The organism is Cupriavidus sp. HPC(L), assembly GCF_000307735.3.
Classification (GTDB): Bacteria; Pseudomonadota; Gammaproteobacteria; order Burkholderiales; family Burkholderiaceae; genus Cupriavidus.
This window is the reverse complement of record NZ_AMPR02000019.1, coordinates 1-14,173: the sequence shown is the minus strand read 5'-3', so window position 1 is coordinate 14,173 and position 14,173 is coordinate 1. Positions and strand designations below refer to the sequence as shown.

General features: G+C 67.4%; 15 protein-coding genes. 8 read left to right on the top strand and 7 right to left on the bottom strand.

The window, feature by feature from the left end:
• From B551_RS02320 to B551_RS02295, 6 genes are all read left to right on the top strand, one after another.
• The coding region (locus tag B551_RS02320) for a YbfB/YjiJ family MFS transporter (protein ID WP_043436925.1) at positions 1-521 on the top strand (521 nt) is incomplete at its 5' end.
• A 135-nt stretch (positions 522-656) separates the two neighbouring features.
• Positions 657-1,442, top strand: a complete 786-nt coding sequence (locus tag B551_RS02315) for a class II aldolase/adducin family protein (RefSeq protein ID WP_023263398.1) — start codon at positions 657-659, stop codon at positions 1,440-1,442.
• Positions 1,443-1,497: 55 nt separating this feature from the next.
• The gene (locus B551_RS02310) at positions 1,498-1,686 is read left to right on the top strand and encodes a 4-oxalocrotonate tautomerase (protein ID WP_006578927.1); all 189 of its coding nucleotides are present in this window, start codon (positions 1,498-1,500) and stop codon (positions 1,684-1,686) included.
• 79 nt (positions 1,687-1,765) lie between these two features.
• Entirely contained in the window at positions 1,766-2,797 is a 1,032-nt protein-coding gene (locus B551_RS02305; protein WP_006578928.1) for a low specificity L-threonine aldolase, read from the top strand.
• Positions 2,798-2,868: 71 nt separating this feature from the next.
• Entirely contained in the window at positions 2,869-3,456 is a 588-nt protein-coding gene (locus B551_RS02300) for an NUDIX hydrolase (RefSeq protein WP_006578929.1), read from the top strand.
• Positions 3,457-3,511: 55 nt separating this feature from the next.
• Positions 3,512-3,739 (top strand): sulfurtransferase TusA family protein, encoded by a 228-nt coding sequence (locus B551_RS02295; protein ID WP_006578930.1) that lies wholly within the window; start codon positions 3,512-3,514, stop codon positions 3,737-3,739.
• 67 nt (positions 3,740-3,806) lie between these two features.
• Here the strand turns inward: B551_RS02295 and B551_RS26980 are convergent, their stop codons facing one another.
• From B551_RS26980 to B551_RS02275, 5 genes are all read right to left on the bottom strand, one after another.
• Positions 3,807-3,947 (bottom strand): hypothetical protein, encoded by a 141-nt coding sequence (locus tag B551_RS26980; protein ID WP_253281318.1) that lies wholly within the window; start codon positions 3,945-3,947, stop codon positions 3,807-3,809.
• A gap of 9 nt (positions 3,948-3,956) precedes the next feature.
• Complete coding sequence (locus B551_RS26975) at positions 3,957-4,235, bottom strand: HEPN domain-containing protein (protein ID WP_253281317.1); 279 nt, start codon at positions 4,233-4,235, stop codon at positions 3,957-3,959.
• On the bottom strand, positions 4,232-4,570 hold the full coding sequence (locus tag B551_RS02285) for a nucleotidyltransferase domain-containing protein (RefSeq protein WP_006578932.1): 339 nt from the start codon (positions 4,568-4,570) through the stop codon (positions 4,232-4,234). The genes B551_RS26975 and B551_RS02285 overlap by 4 nt, the downstream gene beginning before the upstream one ends.
• A gap of 160 nt (positions 4,571-4,730) precedes the next feature.
• Positions 4,731-5,600: a UTP--glucose-1-phosphate uridylyltransferase GalU gene (gene galU / locus B551_RS02280; protein WP_006578933.1), complete on the bottom strand. Its 870-nt coding sequence runs from the start codon at positions 5,598-5,600 to the stop codon at positions 4,731-4,733.
• A 146-nt stretch (positions 5,601-5,746) separates the two neighbouring features.
• Positions 5,747-8,614, bottom strand: coding sequence for a valine--tRNA ligase (locus B551_RS02275; RefSeq protein ID WP_006578934.1), 2,868 nt, complete (start codon positions 8,612-8,614; stop codon positions 5,747-5,749).
• Between the two features lie 369 nt (positions 8,615-8,983).
• On the opposite strand from B551_RS02275, the gene B551_RS25075 reads away from it, so the two are divergent.
• Both B551_RS25075 and B551_RS02265 read left to right on the top strand, forming a co-directional pair.
• Positions 8,984-9,682 (top strand): TetR/AcrR family transcriptional regulator, encoded by a 699-nt coding sequence (locus tag B551_RS25075; RefSeq protein ID WP_172682429.1) that lies wholly within the window; start codon positions 8,984-8,986, stop codon positions 9,680-9,682.
• 100 nt (positions 9,683-9,782) lie between these two features.
• Positions 9,783-12,143: a UvrD-helicase domain-containing protein gene (locus B551_RS02265; RefSeq protein ID WP_006579444.1), complete on the top strand. Its 2,361-nt coding sequence runs from the start codon at positions 9,783-9,785 to the stop codon at positions 12,141-12,143.
• A gap of 168 nt (positions 12,144-12,311) precedes the next feature.
• On the opposite strand, the gene B551_RS02260 is transcribed toward B551_RS02265, so the two are convergent.
• Together B551_RS02260 and B551_RS02255 are read right to left on the bottom strand one after the other, a co-directional pair.
• Positions 12,312-13,106, bottom strand: coding sequence for a BPSS1780 family membrane protein (locus B551_RS02260; RefSeq protein WP_006579445.1), 795 nt, complete (start codon positions 13,104-13,106; stop codon positions 12,312-12,314).
• A 68-nt stretch (positions 13,107-13,174) separates the two neighbouring features.
• Complete coding sequence (locus B551_RS02255; protein WP_006579446.1) at positions 13,175-14,158, bottom strand: homoserine kinase; 984 nt, start codon at positions 14,156-14,158, stop codon at positions 13,175-13,177.
• Positions 14,159-14,173 lie beyond the last annotated feature (15 nt).

Genomic DNA, 14,173 nt, shown 5'->3' with positions numbered 1-14,173 from the left:
ACATCATCACCGCGACCTTCCTGCCGGTGATCGCGCGCGAGGCGATGCCCGGCTCGCTGTGGGCGGACCTGTTCTGGCCGCTGTTTGGCGCCGCGGTGGCGCTCGGCGCGCTGACGGCCGTGCGCATCGGCGTGCGGCACGACAACCGCGTGCTGCTGGCGCTGGCCTATGGCATGCAGGCGACGGGCGTGGCAATCGCGGCGGTGTGGCCGACGCTGGCCGGCTTCGCGCTGAGCAGCCTGCTGGCCGGCTTGCCGTTCACCGCGCTGGTGCTGTTCGCCATGCACGAGGCGCGCCGGCTTGCCGGCGACCAGGCGCCGCGGTTGATCGGCCTGATGACCGCGGCCTACGGGCTCGGGCAGATCGTCGGGCCGCCGTTCGCGACCGCGCTGGTGGCCCGCACCGGCGGCTTTGCCGCGTCGTTGGCTGGAGCGGCACTGGCGCTGCTGGTCGGCGCGCTGATCTACCTGTGGCTGCGCCGGGTCGCGCCGCTGCCGTCCGCCGCGGCGCCGCACGCCTGAGCCGGTCACCTGGGCCGGTGACCTGAGCCGGCTGGGGCGGTCCACGCGCCCGCGCGCTTCGGCTACAGTATCGCCTTCGCCGCCATCGGCGGCCGGCTTCCGGGCCGGCATCGCCGAACGCGCAAGGAGCCATCGATGTCCTTCGCCCTGCAACCCGCCCGCGCCACCGGCGCTTCCGCCAACGCTCCGGCCACCATGTCCGAAGCGGAGCGCACCATGCGCGTCGACCTCGCCGCGGCGTATCGGCTATGCGCGCTGGCCGGCTGGGACGACCTGATCTACACGCATATCTCGGCCACGGTGCCCGGCGAGCCCGACCACTTCCTGATCAATCCGTTCGGCCATGCCTTCGACGAGATCCGCGCATCGGACCTGGTCAAGATCAACGGCCGCGGCGAGGTCGTCGGCGACAGCCCGCATCCGGTCAACGTCACCGGGTTTGCGTTGCATGCGGCCGTGCACGCGGCGCGTCCGGACGCGGTCTGCGTGATGCACCTGCACAATACCGCGGGCGTCGCGGTATCGGCCCAGGCCGACGGGCTGCTGCCGCTGTCGCAGCATGCGATGCGCTTCCACGGCCGGCTCGCCTATCACGACTACGAGGGCCTGGCCTTCACGCCGGCCGAGGGCGCGCGGCTGACCGCCTCGCTGGGCGGCCATCCCGCGATGCTGCTGCGCAACCACGGCACCCTGACGGTCGGCCGTACCGTGGCCGAGGCCTATGTGCTGATGGCCACGCTGATCAAGGCCTGCGAAATCCAGCTCGGCGCGCTGACCGCGACGCGCGTGGTGCTGCCCACGGTCGAGGTCGCGACGCGGACCTCGGCGCAGCTCGACGACGGCGGCGCCGTCGAGGGCGCGCTGGAATGGCCGTCGCTGCTGCGCAAACTCGATAAAATCGATCCTTCCTATCGGGACTGACGGCCGCGGCCGCATCAGTCTGCGCACCATCCATCGATAACAACAGGAGCCATCCATGCCGACTTTCCACGTAGAGATGTTCGAGGGCCGCACCGTCGAGCAGAAGCGCAAGTTCGTCGAGGAAGTGACCCGTGTCACCTGCGAAACCCTCGGCTGTTCGGCCGGCGCGGTCGACATCATCATCACCGACGTCAAGCGCGAGAACTGGGCCACCGGCGGCGAGCTGTGGGCCGACAAGAAGTAACACGCGCAATCATCGCCATCCTCGTTCCTTTCCCCGGGCATCCACGAACCGGCGCCTCGCGCCCCTGTACGGAACCGTCATGCAGCATTTCGCCTCGGACAACTACGCCGGCTTCTGCCCGGAATCGCTGAAGTACTTCCTCGAAGCCAACGGCAGCGGCCACGAACAGGCCTACGGCGACGACTCGTGGACGCAGAAGGTCTGCGATCGGATCCGCGACCTGTTCCAGACCGATTGCGAAGTGTTCTTCGTGTTCAACGGCACCGCGGCCAATTCGCTGGCGCTGTCGGCACTGTGCCAGTCGTACCACTCGGTGATCTGCCACGAGCTGGCGCACATCGAGACCGACGAATGCGGCGGGCCGGAGTTCTTCTCCAACGGCTCGAAGCTGCTGACCGCGCCCGGCATGAACGGCAAGCTGACGCCGGACGCGGTCGAGGCGCTGGTCACGCGCCGCAACGACATCCACTATCCGAAGCCCAAGGTGGTATCGCTGACGCAATCGACCGAGGTCGGCACCGTCTATACCGTCGAGGAAGTGCGCGCGATCTCGGCGATCGCCAAGCGGCGGCAATTGCGGGTGCATATGGACGGCGCGCGCTTCGCGAACGCGGTGGCGTCGCTTGGCGTGCATCCGTCCGAGATCACCTGGCGCGCCGGCGTCGATGTGCTGTGTTTCGGCGGCACCAAGAACGGCCTGCCGGTCGGCGAGGCGGTGGTGTTCTTCGACCGCAAGCTGGCCGAAGACTTTGCCTACCGCGTCAAGCAGGCCGGCCAGCTGGCCTCGAAGATGCGCTTCATCTCGGCGCCGTGGCTGGGCCTGCTGGAGAACGACGTGTGGCTGGCCAACGCGCGCCATGCCAATGCGATGGCGCAGCTGCTGCACGATCGCATCGCCAGCATTCCGGGCGTGCGCATCATGTTCCCGACCCAGGCCAATGCCGTGTTTGCCGAGCTGCCGCTGCCGGCGATCGAGGCGCTGCGCGCGCGCGGCTGGCGCTTCTATACGTTCATCGGCGCCGGCGGCTGCCGCTTCATGTGCTCGTGGGATCTGCAGCCCGAGACCGTCGAGGCGCTGGCGGCGGACATGCGGGCGGTCTGCGCCGCATGATCGCCGCCTGAGTCCGGCGCCTCGCGCCATCGAACAGCCATCAGCGCAAACCGCAAACAGGAAATCGAGCCATGCCCTCCTATCGCTACTGTCCCCATTGCGGCACGCCGCTGATGGCGCTGCCGATGTCCGGGCGCGAACGCATGGCCTGCGTGCAGGACGATTGCCACTTCGTCCAGTGGGACAACCCGCTGCCGGTGCTGGCCGCGGTCGTCGAGTACGAGGGCAAGCTGCTGCTGGCGCGCAATGCCGCGTGGCCGGCGTCGATGTACGCGCTGGTCACCGGCTTTCTGGAGCGCGACGAGACGCCGGAAGCGGGCGTGGCACGCGAGCTGAAGGAAGAGACCAATCTCGACGCGCAGTCGGTGTCGCTGATCGGCGTCTACGAATTCATGCGCAAGAACGAGCTGATCATCGCCTACCACGTGCGTGCCACCGGCACCATCGCGCTGTCCGAGGAACTGGCCGACTACAAGCTGGTGGCCCCGGAAAAGATGCGGATCTGGAATGCCGGCACCGGCTTCGCGGTGGCCGACTGGCTGGCCGCGCGCGGCTATCCGGTGCGCTTCTTCGACCGCCAGACCGGCGAGGACATCCCCGACCCGCGCGAGGCCGCCCGGGCGGCGGGGGCGGGCGCGACGCTACAATACCGGCCATGAAGCCTCCCGGAAGGCTTGCCGACATCGCCCATACCAAGGAAGCAAGGAAGAGACCATGGAGTTCCAGAAGGAAGTGGACGCGCGCGGGCTGAACTGCCCGCTGCCGATTTTGCGGACCAAGAAGGCGCTGGCCGATATGGCGAGCGGAGAAGTGCTGAAGGTGCTGGCCACCGATCCCGGCGCGACCCGCGACTTCCAGGCGTTCGCCAAGCAGACCGGCAACGAACTGCTGTCGCACCAGGAGGTCGACAAGGTCTTCGTGTTCTACATGAAGCGCCGGTAAGCAGACCGCGTTGCAAACGACAAAGCCGCCCTCGGGCGGCTTTTGTTTTGCCATTCGACGGCCCAGGTCACCTGGCCTTTGCCTGGCCGTCCTCGAAGCCCGCCGACGGAAATGCGGCGCGCATGGCGCCCACGAACAATTCCGCTTGGCCAACGAGTTCCGCGGCGTCGGCCAGTTCGACCGAGTTGCTCTTGTAATCGGCCACCAAGCGGACTTCCTAAGCCCGTTTCAGCAAACGCCCCATCTCCTTCGGTATCGGCCCATGCTTGATCAGGTGCTCGCCGAAGGCCTTGATCAGACCGCTGTGCGTTTTGCCGATGTCGGCCCTTACCGCGGCGCCGGAGGCCAGCAGCGCGGCTCGAGCTGCGTCGAACATGGCGTAGTAGGCGCGGTTGCATGCTCCGTCCATGTCGCCCAGCTCCAGCAGCGCGTGCGCCGATGCGCAGGCACGATCTGCCTTTGCCATCAATGTGGCAGGCGTCAGTTTTCCGTTCACAGGCGGACACCTTCGGCCGCGATGTTCCGCAGCAGGGCCGGATTGTCGTACGCCTCAGGATGCTCCCACTCGTCCAGCCAGACCGGTAACGGCGAAATATTGACGCCCGTTTCGAGCAGGACATCGAAGGCGACGTCCGCCATCGCCAGTTTGGTTGGCAGAAATCGTTGATGTTCGCCGGCGAGAAGAACGGCCACGTCGGCATCGCTGTCCGGGCGGTTCGTGCCACGTGCGCGGCTGCCGTAGACGATGGCGCCCGCGGTCGGATAACGGCGGGATATCAGGCGCAGGAATTGCCGGACGGCGGCTTCGGTGTCATGGTCGAGGCGATTCACGAGGGGCTCCCACGGCAAGTACTGCTCGCATACCGCAGCCATGATAGTGCAATGCCATCCGCTGGAGCATATGGCCCGTGGGTGGGGCGACAGCATGCGCTGCCGCCCTTGCGCGTCCCTTGTGCCACGGCGGCCGGGACAACGCTGACTTGCGATTCGTTCAGATCCGCTCGCGCAGATAGCTGCCGAACTCGTCGCGGACCTCGGGATGCTTCAGCGCGAATTCGACCATCGCCTTCAGGTAGCCGAGCTTGCTGCCGCAGTCGTAGCGCACGCCCTGGTAGCGGTAGGCCAGCACCTGTTCCTGGCCCAGCAGCGACTGGATCGCGTCGGTCAGCTGGAATTCGCCGCCGGCGCCGGGCTTCAGGTTGCGGATATGTTCGAAGATGCGCGGCGTCAGGATGTAACGGCCGACCACGCCCAGGTTCGACGGTGCCACTTCCGGATCCGGCTTCTCGACGATGCCGGCGACCTTGATCACGCCTTCGTCCCACTCGCGGCCGTCGACCACGCCGTAAGATTTACTTTGCTCGGGTGCAATTTCTTCCACACCGAGGATCGAGCAGTTGTAATGGTTGTAGAGGTCGACCATCTGCTTCATCACCGGCGGCTGGCCGTCGAGCAGGTCGTCGGCCAGCATCACGGCGAACGGGGTGTCGCCGACCAGCTTCTCGGCGCACAGTACCGCATGCCCCAGACCGAGCGCCTCGGGCTGGCGCACATAGAAGCATTCCACATGCGACGGCTTGATCGAGCGGACGACCTCGAGCAGTGCCTGCTTGTTCTTCGCCTCCAGCTCGACCTCGAGCTCGTAGGCCTTGTCGAAATGGTCCTCGATCGCACGCTTGGAGCGGCCCGTCACGAAGATCATCTCCGTGATGCCGGCAGCCATCGCCTCTTCGACCGCATACTGGATCAGCGGCTTGTCCACCACGGGCAGCATTTCCTTGGGGCTCGCCTTGGTAGCGGGCAGGAAACGGGTGCCGAGCCCGGCTACCGGGAATACGGCCTTGGTGACGCGGGTTTCCATAAAAGAGGCTCCTTCTCAGTTTTGATGTCGTCAGCCTTGCGTCAAAGCAAGGCGCATGCCCTGAACCACGTTGCCGGCCTCGAGGCCGGCCCGGACACCGACATCGAGATCGCCGCCGACGCCGTCACCGGCGCAGGCGGCCAACCTCATGCCGGCAGCCGTTGCAACTGGTCCTGCAGCTTGGCCAGCGTCTGCTCGAAGTCGGCCAGCCGCTGGTTTTCCTGTTCGACCACCGCGGCCGGCGCCTTGGCCACGAAACTCTCGTTGGCCAGCTTGCCGCGGGCCTTGGCGATCTCGCCGCCGATGCGCTGGATCTCCTTGCCCAGGCGCACGCGTTCGGCGGCAATGTCGATCTCGATCTTCAGCAGCAGGTGACTGCCGCCGACGATGGCGACCGGTGCACCGGCGCCTTCGGTCATCAAGGTCTGCTCGTCTTCGAAGACGCGAACCTCGGAAAGTTTCGCCAGCGCCTGGATATAGTCCTTCGCCGCGTGCAGGAACGCGTTGTCGCCGTGCGCGTACAGCGGGATCCGCTGCGCCGGCGAGATGTTCATTTCGCCGCGCAGATTGCGGCAGGCATCGACCATCGCCTTGAGCTGCGCGACCCAGGCCTCGGCCGTTTCGTCGATCTTCGCGGCGGCCGCCAGCGGGTAGGGCTGCAGCGCGATCGATTCGCTGCCGTCGCCCTTGCCGCGGCCGGCCAGCGGGCCGACCTTCTGCCACAGTTCCTCGGTGATGAACGGGATGATCGGATGCGCGAGCCGCAGCACGGTCTCGAGCACGCGCAGCAGCGTGCGGCGGGTGGCGCGCTGCTGCGCCGGCGTGCCGTTCTGGATCTGCACCTTGGCCAGCTCCAGATACCAGTCGCAGTACTCGTCCCAGACGAACTTGTAGATCGCGTTGGCGATATTGTCGAAGCGGTATTCGGCAAAGCCCTTGTCGACCTCGGCCTCGACCCGCTGCAGCAGCGACACGATCCAGCGGTCGGCCTGCGAGAAGTCCAGATAGCCGTCCGGCCCGCAGTCCTGGTTGCACGGCCCCATGCCGCAGTCGTGCCCCTCGGTGTTCATCAGCACGAAGCGGGTCGCGTTCCACAGCTTGTTGCAGAAGTTGCGGTAGCCCTCGCAGCGGCCGGTGTCGAAGTTGACGTTGCGGCCCAGCGTGGCCAGCGAGGCGAAGGTGAAGCGCAGCGCGTCGGCGCCGAAGGCCGGAATGCCGTTGGGGAATTCCTTCTTCGTCTTGGCCTCGATCTTCGGCGCATCCTTGGGCCGGCGCAGGCCGGTGGTGCGCTTCTTCAGCAGTTCGGGCAGCTCGATGCCGTCGATCAGGTCGACCGGATCGAGCGTGTTGCCCTCGGACTTGCTCATCTTCTTGCCTTCGAAGTCGCGCACCAGGCCGTGCACGTACACGTCCTTGAACGGGACCTGGCCGGTAAAGTGCTTGGTCATCATGACCATGCGCGCGACCCAGAAGAAGATGATGTCGTAGCCGGTGACCAGCACCGACGACGGCAGGAAGTGCTGCAGCTCCGGCGTCTGCTCGGGCCAGCCCAGCGAGGAGAACGGCACCAGCGCCGACGAGAACCAGGTGTCGAGCACGTCCTCGTCGCGGCGCAGCGTTCCTTCGAAGCCGGCCGCCCGCGCCTGCGCGCGCGCTTCCTCTTCGGTGCGCGCGACATAGCAGTTGCCGGCCTCGTCGTACCAGGCCGGGATCTGGTGGCCCCACCACAGCTGGCGCGAGATGCACCAGTCCTGGATATTGGCCAGCCACTGGTTGTAGGTGCTGACCCAGTTTTCGGGGATCAGGCGGATCTCGCCGCTCTGCACGGCATCGAGCGCGACCTCGGCGATCGAGCGGCCGGGGTAGAAGGTGCCCTCGGGCGCCGGCTTGCTCATCGCGACGAACCACTGGTCGGTCAGCATCGGCTCGATCACGCTGCCGGTGCGCTCGCTCTTGGGCGTCATCAGCTTGTGCTTCTTGACCTCGGCCAGCAGGCCCTGGGCGTCGAGGTCGGCGACGATGCGGCGGCGCGCCTCGAAACGGTCCAGGCCGACGTATTGCGCCGGCGCGTTGTCGGCGATCTTCGCGTCGAGCGTCAGCACGGACAGTTGCGGCAGCTGGTGGCGCAGGCCCACCGCATAGTCGTTGAAGTCATGGCCGGGCGTGACCTTGACCACGCCGGTACCGAACTCGCGGTCGACGTAGTCGTCCGCGATCACCGGGATCTCGCGATCGGTCAGCGGCAGTTTGGCCATCTTGCCGATCAGGTGCGCGTAGCGCTCGTCCTCGGGATGGACCATCAGCGCGACGTCGCCCAGCATCGTTTCCGGACGCGTGGTGGCGACCGTCAGATGGGTCAGGCCGGTGCGCGTGTCCGCCTCGACCAGCGGATAGCGGATATGCCAGAGCGAGCCTTCCTCCTCGACGCTCTCGACCTCCAGGTCCGACACGGCGGTGCCCAGCACCGGGTCCCAGTTGACCAGCCGCTTGCCCCGGTAGATCAGCCCCTGCTCGTGCAGCCGCACGAACACTTCGGTGACCACGCGCGACATCTTCGGGTCCATCGTGAAATATTCGCGGCTCCAGTCGATCGACGCGCCCATGCGCCGCACCTGCCGCGTGATGGTCGAACCCGATTCCTCCTTCCAGGCCCATACCTTCTCGACGAAGGCCTCGCGGCCGAGGTCGTGCCGCGAGACGCCCTGCGCGTCGAGCTGGCGCTCGACCACGATCTGCGTGGCGATGCCGGCGTGGTCGGTGCCCGGCACCCACAGCGTGTTGGCGCCCCGCATGCGCGCGTGGCGCGCCAGGCCGTCCATGATGGTCTGGTTGAACGCGTGTCCCATGTGCAGCGTGCCGGTGACGTTGGGCGGCGGCAGCTGGATGGCGAAATCGGGCCGGTCCGGGTCGAGGGTGGGCTTGGCGATGCCCCGTTTTTCCCACTCGGGGCCCCATTTGGCCTCGATGGCGGCGGGTTCGAAGCTCTTGGCTAGGGACTGGTCTTGGGCGGTCATGCTGGGATGTCGATCGATGCGTGAAGGCCGTGCGAGCCGGTGCGGCTCTTGCGGTCTGGTGCGCGCCTGGCGGGCGCGGCCAAAGGGAGACAAGCCCTAAATTATAGGGGAGCCCGCTCGGTGACGCCCAAAATGCCCATGCGGGGCGCGCCTGCCCGCCGCGCGCCGCCTCGTATCCACCGCAGGACGAACCGCAGTATGGCGGCTTCGCGGCGGCCGATGCGTTCGCTAGAGCACGGTCGCGGCACGCCGCGGGGCCTATCGTCTGCGTTGGGGGCTCGGGCAGGGGACGCCGCATGGCGGTCCGGGCGGGTTGCCGGGGCGCGGGCGGGCCCGGCGGTGCAGTCGGCCGACGGCCGGGTCGTGGACATGAACCAGAACGAAAACGAACACAATCAGGGAGGCGCCGCCGGCCACAGCCTGGCGCCGCTGCTGCTGCGCCTGCGCCGGGCTCCGGTGCGGGCGCGCGGCCGGGTCACCTTCGAACGCATTCTCGACACCACCGCGTCGCTGCTGGACGAGGTCGGCGTCGAGCGAATCACCACCAATCTGATCGCCAGCCGCGCGGGCATCAATATCGCCACGCTGTACAAGTACTTTCCGAACAAGCTGTCGGTCATCAACGCGCTGTTCGAGCACCAGATGCGCCAGCGCGCCGCCGATTCGCTGTCGGTGCTGCCGTCGGCGGGGACGGTGGCGGACTGGCGCGCCGTGGTCGATGCGGTGTTCGACCAGGTGCGCAGCGCGCGCAGCCGCCAGCCGGGCAGCATCGCGCTGCGCCGGGCGATGCAGTCGTCGCCGGAACTGCGCCGGATCCACGATGCCACCAGCCGCGAGGTCGCCGAACTGCTGGCGCGCTGGCTGATGCAGAACCAGCAGGTGGCCGAGGACGACGCGCGGCTGACCGCGCGCTGCGCGATCGAGGTGCTGACCGCACTGATGGACCTGGGCGAGGGCGAGGACGAGGCCGTGCGCGAGCGCATCCACGGCGAGGCCCGGCGCCTGTTGAAGGCCTGCCTGGCGCCGTGCTTCGAGCCGCGGGAGCGCGACGGCGCCGCGGTGCCATAGGGCACAGGGCAGGGCCGGGGCCCGCGCGACGGGCAGGGGAGCCGAGGGTCCGGGGAAGGTCGCGCCGTTATAATGGCCCGATTCCTCAAGGCCCCTCCCGATGTCCGACCTGCTTGCCAATCTGAACGCCGAACAACTTGCCGCCGTCACGCTGCCGGACGAACCGGCGCTGATCCTGGCGGGCGCGGGCAGCGGCAAGACGCGGGTGCTGACCACGCGCATCGCGTGGCTGATCCAGAACGGCCGCGTGTCGCCGGCGGGCATCCTGGCGGTGACCTTCACCAACAAGGCCGCCAAGGAGATGCAGACGCGGCTGTCGTCGATGCTGCCGATCAATACGCGCGGCATGTGGATCGGCACCTTCCACGGGCTGTGCAACCGCATGCTGCGCGCGCATTTCCGCGATGCCGGCCTGCCGCAGACCTTCTCGATCCTCGACAGCCAGGACCAGCTGTCCGCGCTCAAGCGCCTGCTGAAGTCGCTGAACGTCGACGACGAGAAGTACCCGGCCAAGAACCTGCAGTACTTCATCAACAGCGCGAAGGAGCAGGGCCTGCGCGCGGCCGACGTCGAGGCCAACGACGACTTCAACCGCCGCTTCGTCGATCTGTATGCCGCCTACGACGAGCAGTGCCAGCGCGAGGGCGTGGTCGATTTCGCCGAGCTGCTGCTGCGCTGCTACGAGCTGCTGCGCTACAACGACGCGATCCGCCAGCACTATCAGCACCGCTTCCGCCACGTGCTGGTCGACGAGTTCCAGGACACCAACGTGCTGCAGTACCAGTGGCTGAAGCTGCTGGCGGGCTTCGGCACCGGCAATGCGGCGGCGGTGTTCGCGGTCGGCGACGACGACCAGAGCATCTACGCCTTCCGCGGCGCCAATGTCGGCAACATGCGCGACTTCGAGCACGAATTCCGCGTGCGCCATCTGATCAAGCTCGAGCAGAACTACCGCTCGCACGGCCATATCCTCGACTCGGCCAACCACCTGATCGCCCACAATGCGCGCCGGCTCGGCAAGAACCTGCGTACCGACGCGGGCCATGGCGAGCCGGTGCGGGTGTTCCAGGCCGGCACCGACGGGCAGGAGGCCAGCTGGCTGGTCGAGGAGATCCGCGACCAGATCGCGCAGGGGGCCAGCCGCGCGGAGATCGCGATCCTCTATCGCAGCAACGCGCAGTCGCGCGTGATCGAGCACGCGCTGTTCTCGTCCGGCATTCCGTACCGCGTCTATGGCGGCCTGCGCTTCTTCGAGCGGGCCGAGGTCAAGCACGCGCTGGCCTATCTGCAGCTGCTGGAGAATCCGCGCAACGACGCCGCCTTCGCCCGTGTGGTCAACTTCCCGGCCCGCGGCATCGGCGCGCGCTCGATCGAGTCGCTGCAGGACGCCGCGCGGCAGTACAACTGCGCGCTGTCGGAGGCGGTCGCCTATGTCGCCGGCGCGGCCGGCGGCAAGCTGGCGTCGTTCGTGCGGCTGATCGACCAGATGCGCTTCGAGACCCGGCAGATGACGCTGGCCGAGACCGTCGAATACGTGATCAATACCAGCGGGCTGATCACGCATTACCAGGCCGAGAAGGAAGGCCAGGACCGCATCGAGAACCTGCGCGAACTGGTGACCGCGGCGCAGGCCTTCGTGGTCGAGGAGGGCTACGGCCTCGACGCGCCGGCCAACGCGATCCCGGTCAGCCGCCGGCAGAGCCTCGATCGTCCGCTGCCCGCGCTGGCCGAGGGCAACCAGGAGCAGCAGGTGCTGGACCCCGAGGCGCTGCCCGAGGTGATGACGCCGCTGGTCGCCTTCCTGACCCACGCGTCGCTGGAGGCCGGCGACAACCAGGCCCAGGCCGGCCAGGACGCGGTGCAGATGATGACCGTGCACGCGGCCAAGGGCCTCGAATTCAATGTGGTGTTCATCACCGGACTCGAAGAAGGGCTGTTCCCGCACGAGAACAGCATGCTCGATGCCGATGGCCTCGAGGAAGAGCGCCGGCTGATGTACGTGGCGATCACGCGGGCGCGCGAGCGGCTGTATCTGTCTTTCGCGCAGAGCCGCGTGCTGCATGGCCAGGTGCGCTACCACATCCGCTCGCGCTTCTTCGACGAGTTGCCCGAGGGCGCGCTGAAGTGGCTGACGCCGCCGGCGCAGAGCTACGGCGCGCAGCGGCGCCAGTCATCGGAAAGCGCGTGGGGCCGCGACTGGTACAAGCGCGCCGAGGACGTGCCCTATACCGGCAGCCGCGCGACCGGCGGCATGGACACCGGCAACGGCTACGCCGACCAGAAGCGGCAGGCCGAATCGGGCTGGCGCATCGGCCAGCAGGTCTTCCACAACAAGTTCGGCGAGGGCGTGATCAAGGCGCTGGAAGGCGAGGGCGCCGACGCGCGCGCCAATATCGAATTCAAGCGCCACGGCGCCAAGTGGCTGGCGCTGTCGGTGGCGAAGCTGGACGCGATCGATTGAGGTGGGGGCGGGCGTCGCTTGCCCTCTCCCCCGGCTCCTCTCCGCGCAAGCGGGAGAGGGGAGCAAGCATGAGGTCTGTGACAATCCGCGGGCGTTGAGTTTGCCCTTGGTGTTCCCCCTCTCCCCCTCAGGGGGAAAGGGCTGGGGAGAGGGGGGGGTCAGCGAAAGTCAGGCGGCGGCCTCGCCGTTCCCCTCCGGCGGCGCGATATTGAAGCAGCCGCGATAGGTCGCGTAGAAAGAGCAGTACAGGACCGCCAGCATCAGCAGCGAATAGGGCGTGACGAGGAACGACAGCACGCCCTCGGCGCCGAAGGCGCTGAAGATCGCCTCCAGGAAGAACGGCACCGCCACCAGCAGCAGCGCGAACAGCAGCGCATAGGTGAAGAAAGCTCCGCGGTTGCGCCAGCAGGCGGTCCAGCTGAAGAACAGCGCCTTGACCGGCGGCACGTTGTGCCAGGCGGCCAGCAGCGGCGCGAACCAGAACAACATCGCGATCGGCGTGTACAGCGCCGCACCGATCAGCAGCGCGTAATACAGCTGGCGGATCGCCTCCTCGGTCGGCGGCTCTTCCTTGAGCAGCACCGGCAGCAGCGCGCGCATGTCGACCAGCGTACCCGCGATCAGGCTGAGCACGAACACCAGTCCCGCATAGATGCCGCCCAGCATCAGCAGATGGCGCGCGGCCTGCTTGCCGTTGCTGCGAAAGCCGGCCAGCAGCACGGTGGGCATGACCTTGCGGTTCTGGATCACCTCGCGGCACGCGGTCATGATGCCGACCGACAGGCCAGGCGTCAGCACCAGCAGCGCGACGATGCCGATCAGCGGAATGAAGATCGCGATCTGCGCGGCGATCAGATAAATGAACAGCAGCATCAGGAAGGTCAGCGGGTTCTTGCGGAACAGCCACAGACCCTGGCGAAACCAGACGTAGCCTTCCTTGGCGGGAACTTCCAGTAGTTGCATGACGAATCGGGTCCGAATCAGGTGCGGCAATCAGGTGCGACAAGCGGGGCTGCCATCGGCGGCGCCCGTCAAGTCCAGGGGAGCGCGGTGGCGGCGATGCGCCGGCGCAGGATGCGTTCGAAGTGGATCGGGTCGTGCGGCTGCAGCATGTCGGCCTCGCGCGGCAGGTGGTAGTCCCACAGCCGCGAGACCCAGAACCGCAGCGCGCCGGCGCGCAGCATGTGCTGCCAGTGCGCGGCCTCGACCGCGTCCAGCGGTCTGACCGCATGATAAGCCCGCAGCAGCGCCGTCGCGCGCGGCGCATCCAGTTCGCCGCTGGCCAGGTCGATGCACCAGTCGTTGACGGTCACGGCCAGGTCGAACAGCCACTTGTCGTCGCCGGCGAAGTAGAAATCGAAGAAGCCGCCCAGCCGCGACTGGCCGTTGCCGGCGTCCTCGAACAGCACGTTGTCGCGGAACAGGTCGCAATGGCAGGGGCCGCCCGGCAGCGCCGCATAGTCGGCGCCGCCGAAGAACGCGCCCTGGAACGCGAGTTCGTCCTGCAGCAGCGCGCGCTGGCTGTCGTCGAGGAAGGGCAGGATCTCGCCCTCGGTCTCGCGCCACCACGCGAGGCTCCGTAGATTCGGCTGCTGGCGCGGATAGCCGCGGCCCGCCAGGTGCATGCGCGCCAGCATGTCGCCGACCTCGGCGCATTGCTGCGCGTTCGGCGACAGCTGCGAGCTGCCCGGCAGCCGCGTGACGATGGTGGCGGGCTTGCCCTTGAGCGCGCGCAGGATCTCGCCGTCCTTGCCCGGCATCGGCGCCGGTACGCGGATGCCGTGCTCGGCCAGATGCGCCATCAGGTGCAGGTAGTACGGCAGCTGTTCGAAGCGCAGGCGCTCGAAGATGGTCAGCACGTAGTCGCGCGTCTGGCCGTCTTGCTCCATCGTCACGAAGAAATTGCTGTTCTCGATGCCCGAGGGAATGCCGCGCAGCGCGCGCAGCGTACCAAGGTCATAGTCGAGCAGCCATTGCGCGATCTCGTCGTGCGAGACCGTGGTGAATACAGCCATACTGTCTTGTCTGGT

Bases quoted from the DNA above. Each gene is read 5' to 3' on its own strand.
- B551_RS02310 (WP_006578927.1), top strand. From the start codon at position 1,498: ATGCCGACTTTCCACGTAGAGATGTTCGAGGGCCGCACCGTCGAGCAG.
- B551_RS02305 (WP_006578928.1), top strand. From the start codon at position 1,766: ATGCAGCATTTCGCCTCGGACAACTACGCCGGCTTCTGCCCGGAATCG.
- B551_RS02260 (WP_006579445.1), bottom strand. From the start codon at position 13,106: ATGCAACTACTGGAAGTTCCCGCCAAGGAAGGCTACGTCTGGTTTCGC.
- B551_RS02255 (WP_006579446.1), bottom strand. From the start codon at position 14,158: ATGGCTGTATTCACCACGGTCTCGCACGACGAGATCGCGCAATGGCTG.
- galU (WP_006578933.1), bottom strand. From the start codon at position 5,600: ATGGAAACCCGCGTCACCAAGGCCGTATTCCCGGTAGCCGGGCTCGGC.
- B551_RS02275 (WP_006578934.1), bottom strand. From the start codon at position 8,614: ATGACCGCCCAAGACCAGTCCCTAGCCAAGAGCTTCGAACCCGCCGCC.
- B551_RS02315 (WP_023263398.1), top strand. From the start codon at position 657: ATGTCCTTCGCCCTGCAACCCGCCCGCGCCACCGGCGCTTCCGCCAAC.
- B551_RS02300 (WP_006578929.1), top strand. From the start codon at position 2,869: ATGCCCTCCTATCGCTACTGTCCCCATTGCGGCACGCCGCTGATGGCG.
- B551_RS02265 (WP_006579444.1), top strand. From the start codon at position 9,783: ATGTCCGACCTGCTTGCCAATCTGAACGCCGAACAACTTGCCGCCGTC.
- B551_RS02295 (WP_006578930.1), top strand. From the start codon at position 3,512: ATGGAGTTCCAGAAGGAAGTGGACGCGCGCGGGCTGAACTGCCCGCTG.
- B551_RS25075 (WP_172682429.1), top strand. From the start codon at position 8,984: ATGAACCAGAACGAAAACGAACACAATCAGGGAGGCGCCGCCGGCCAC.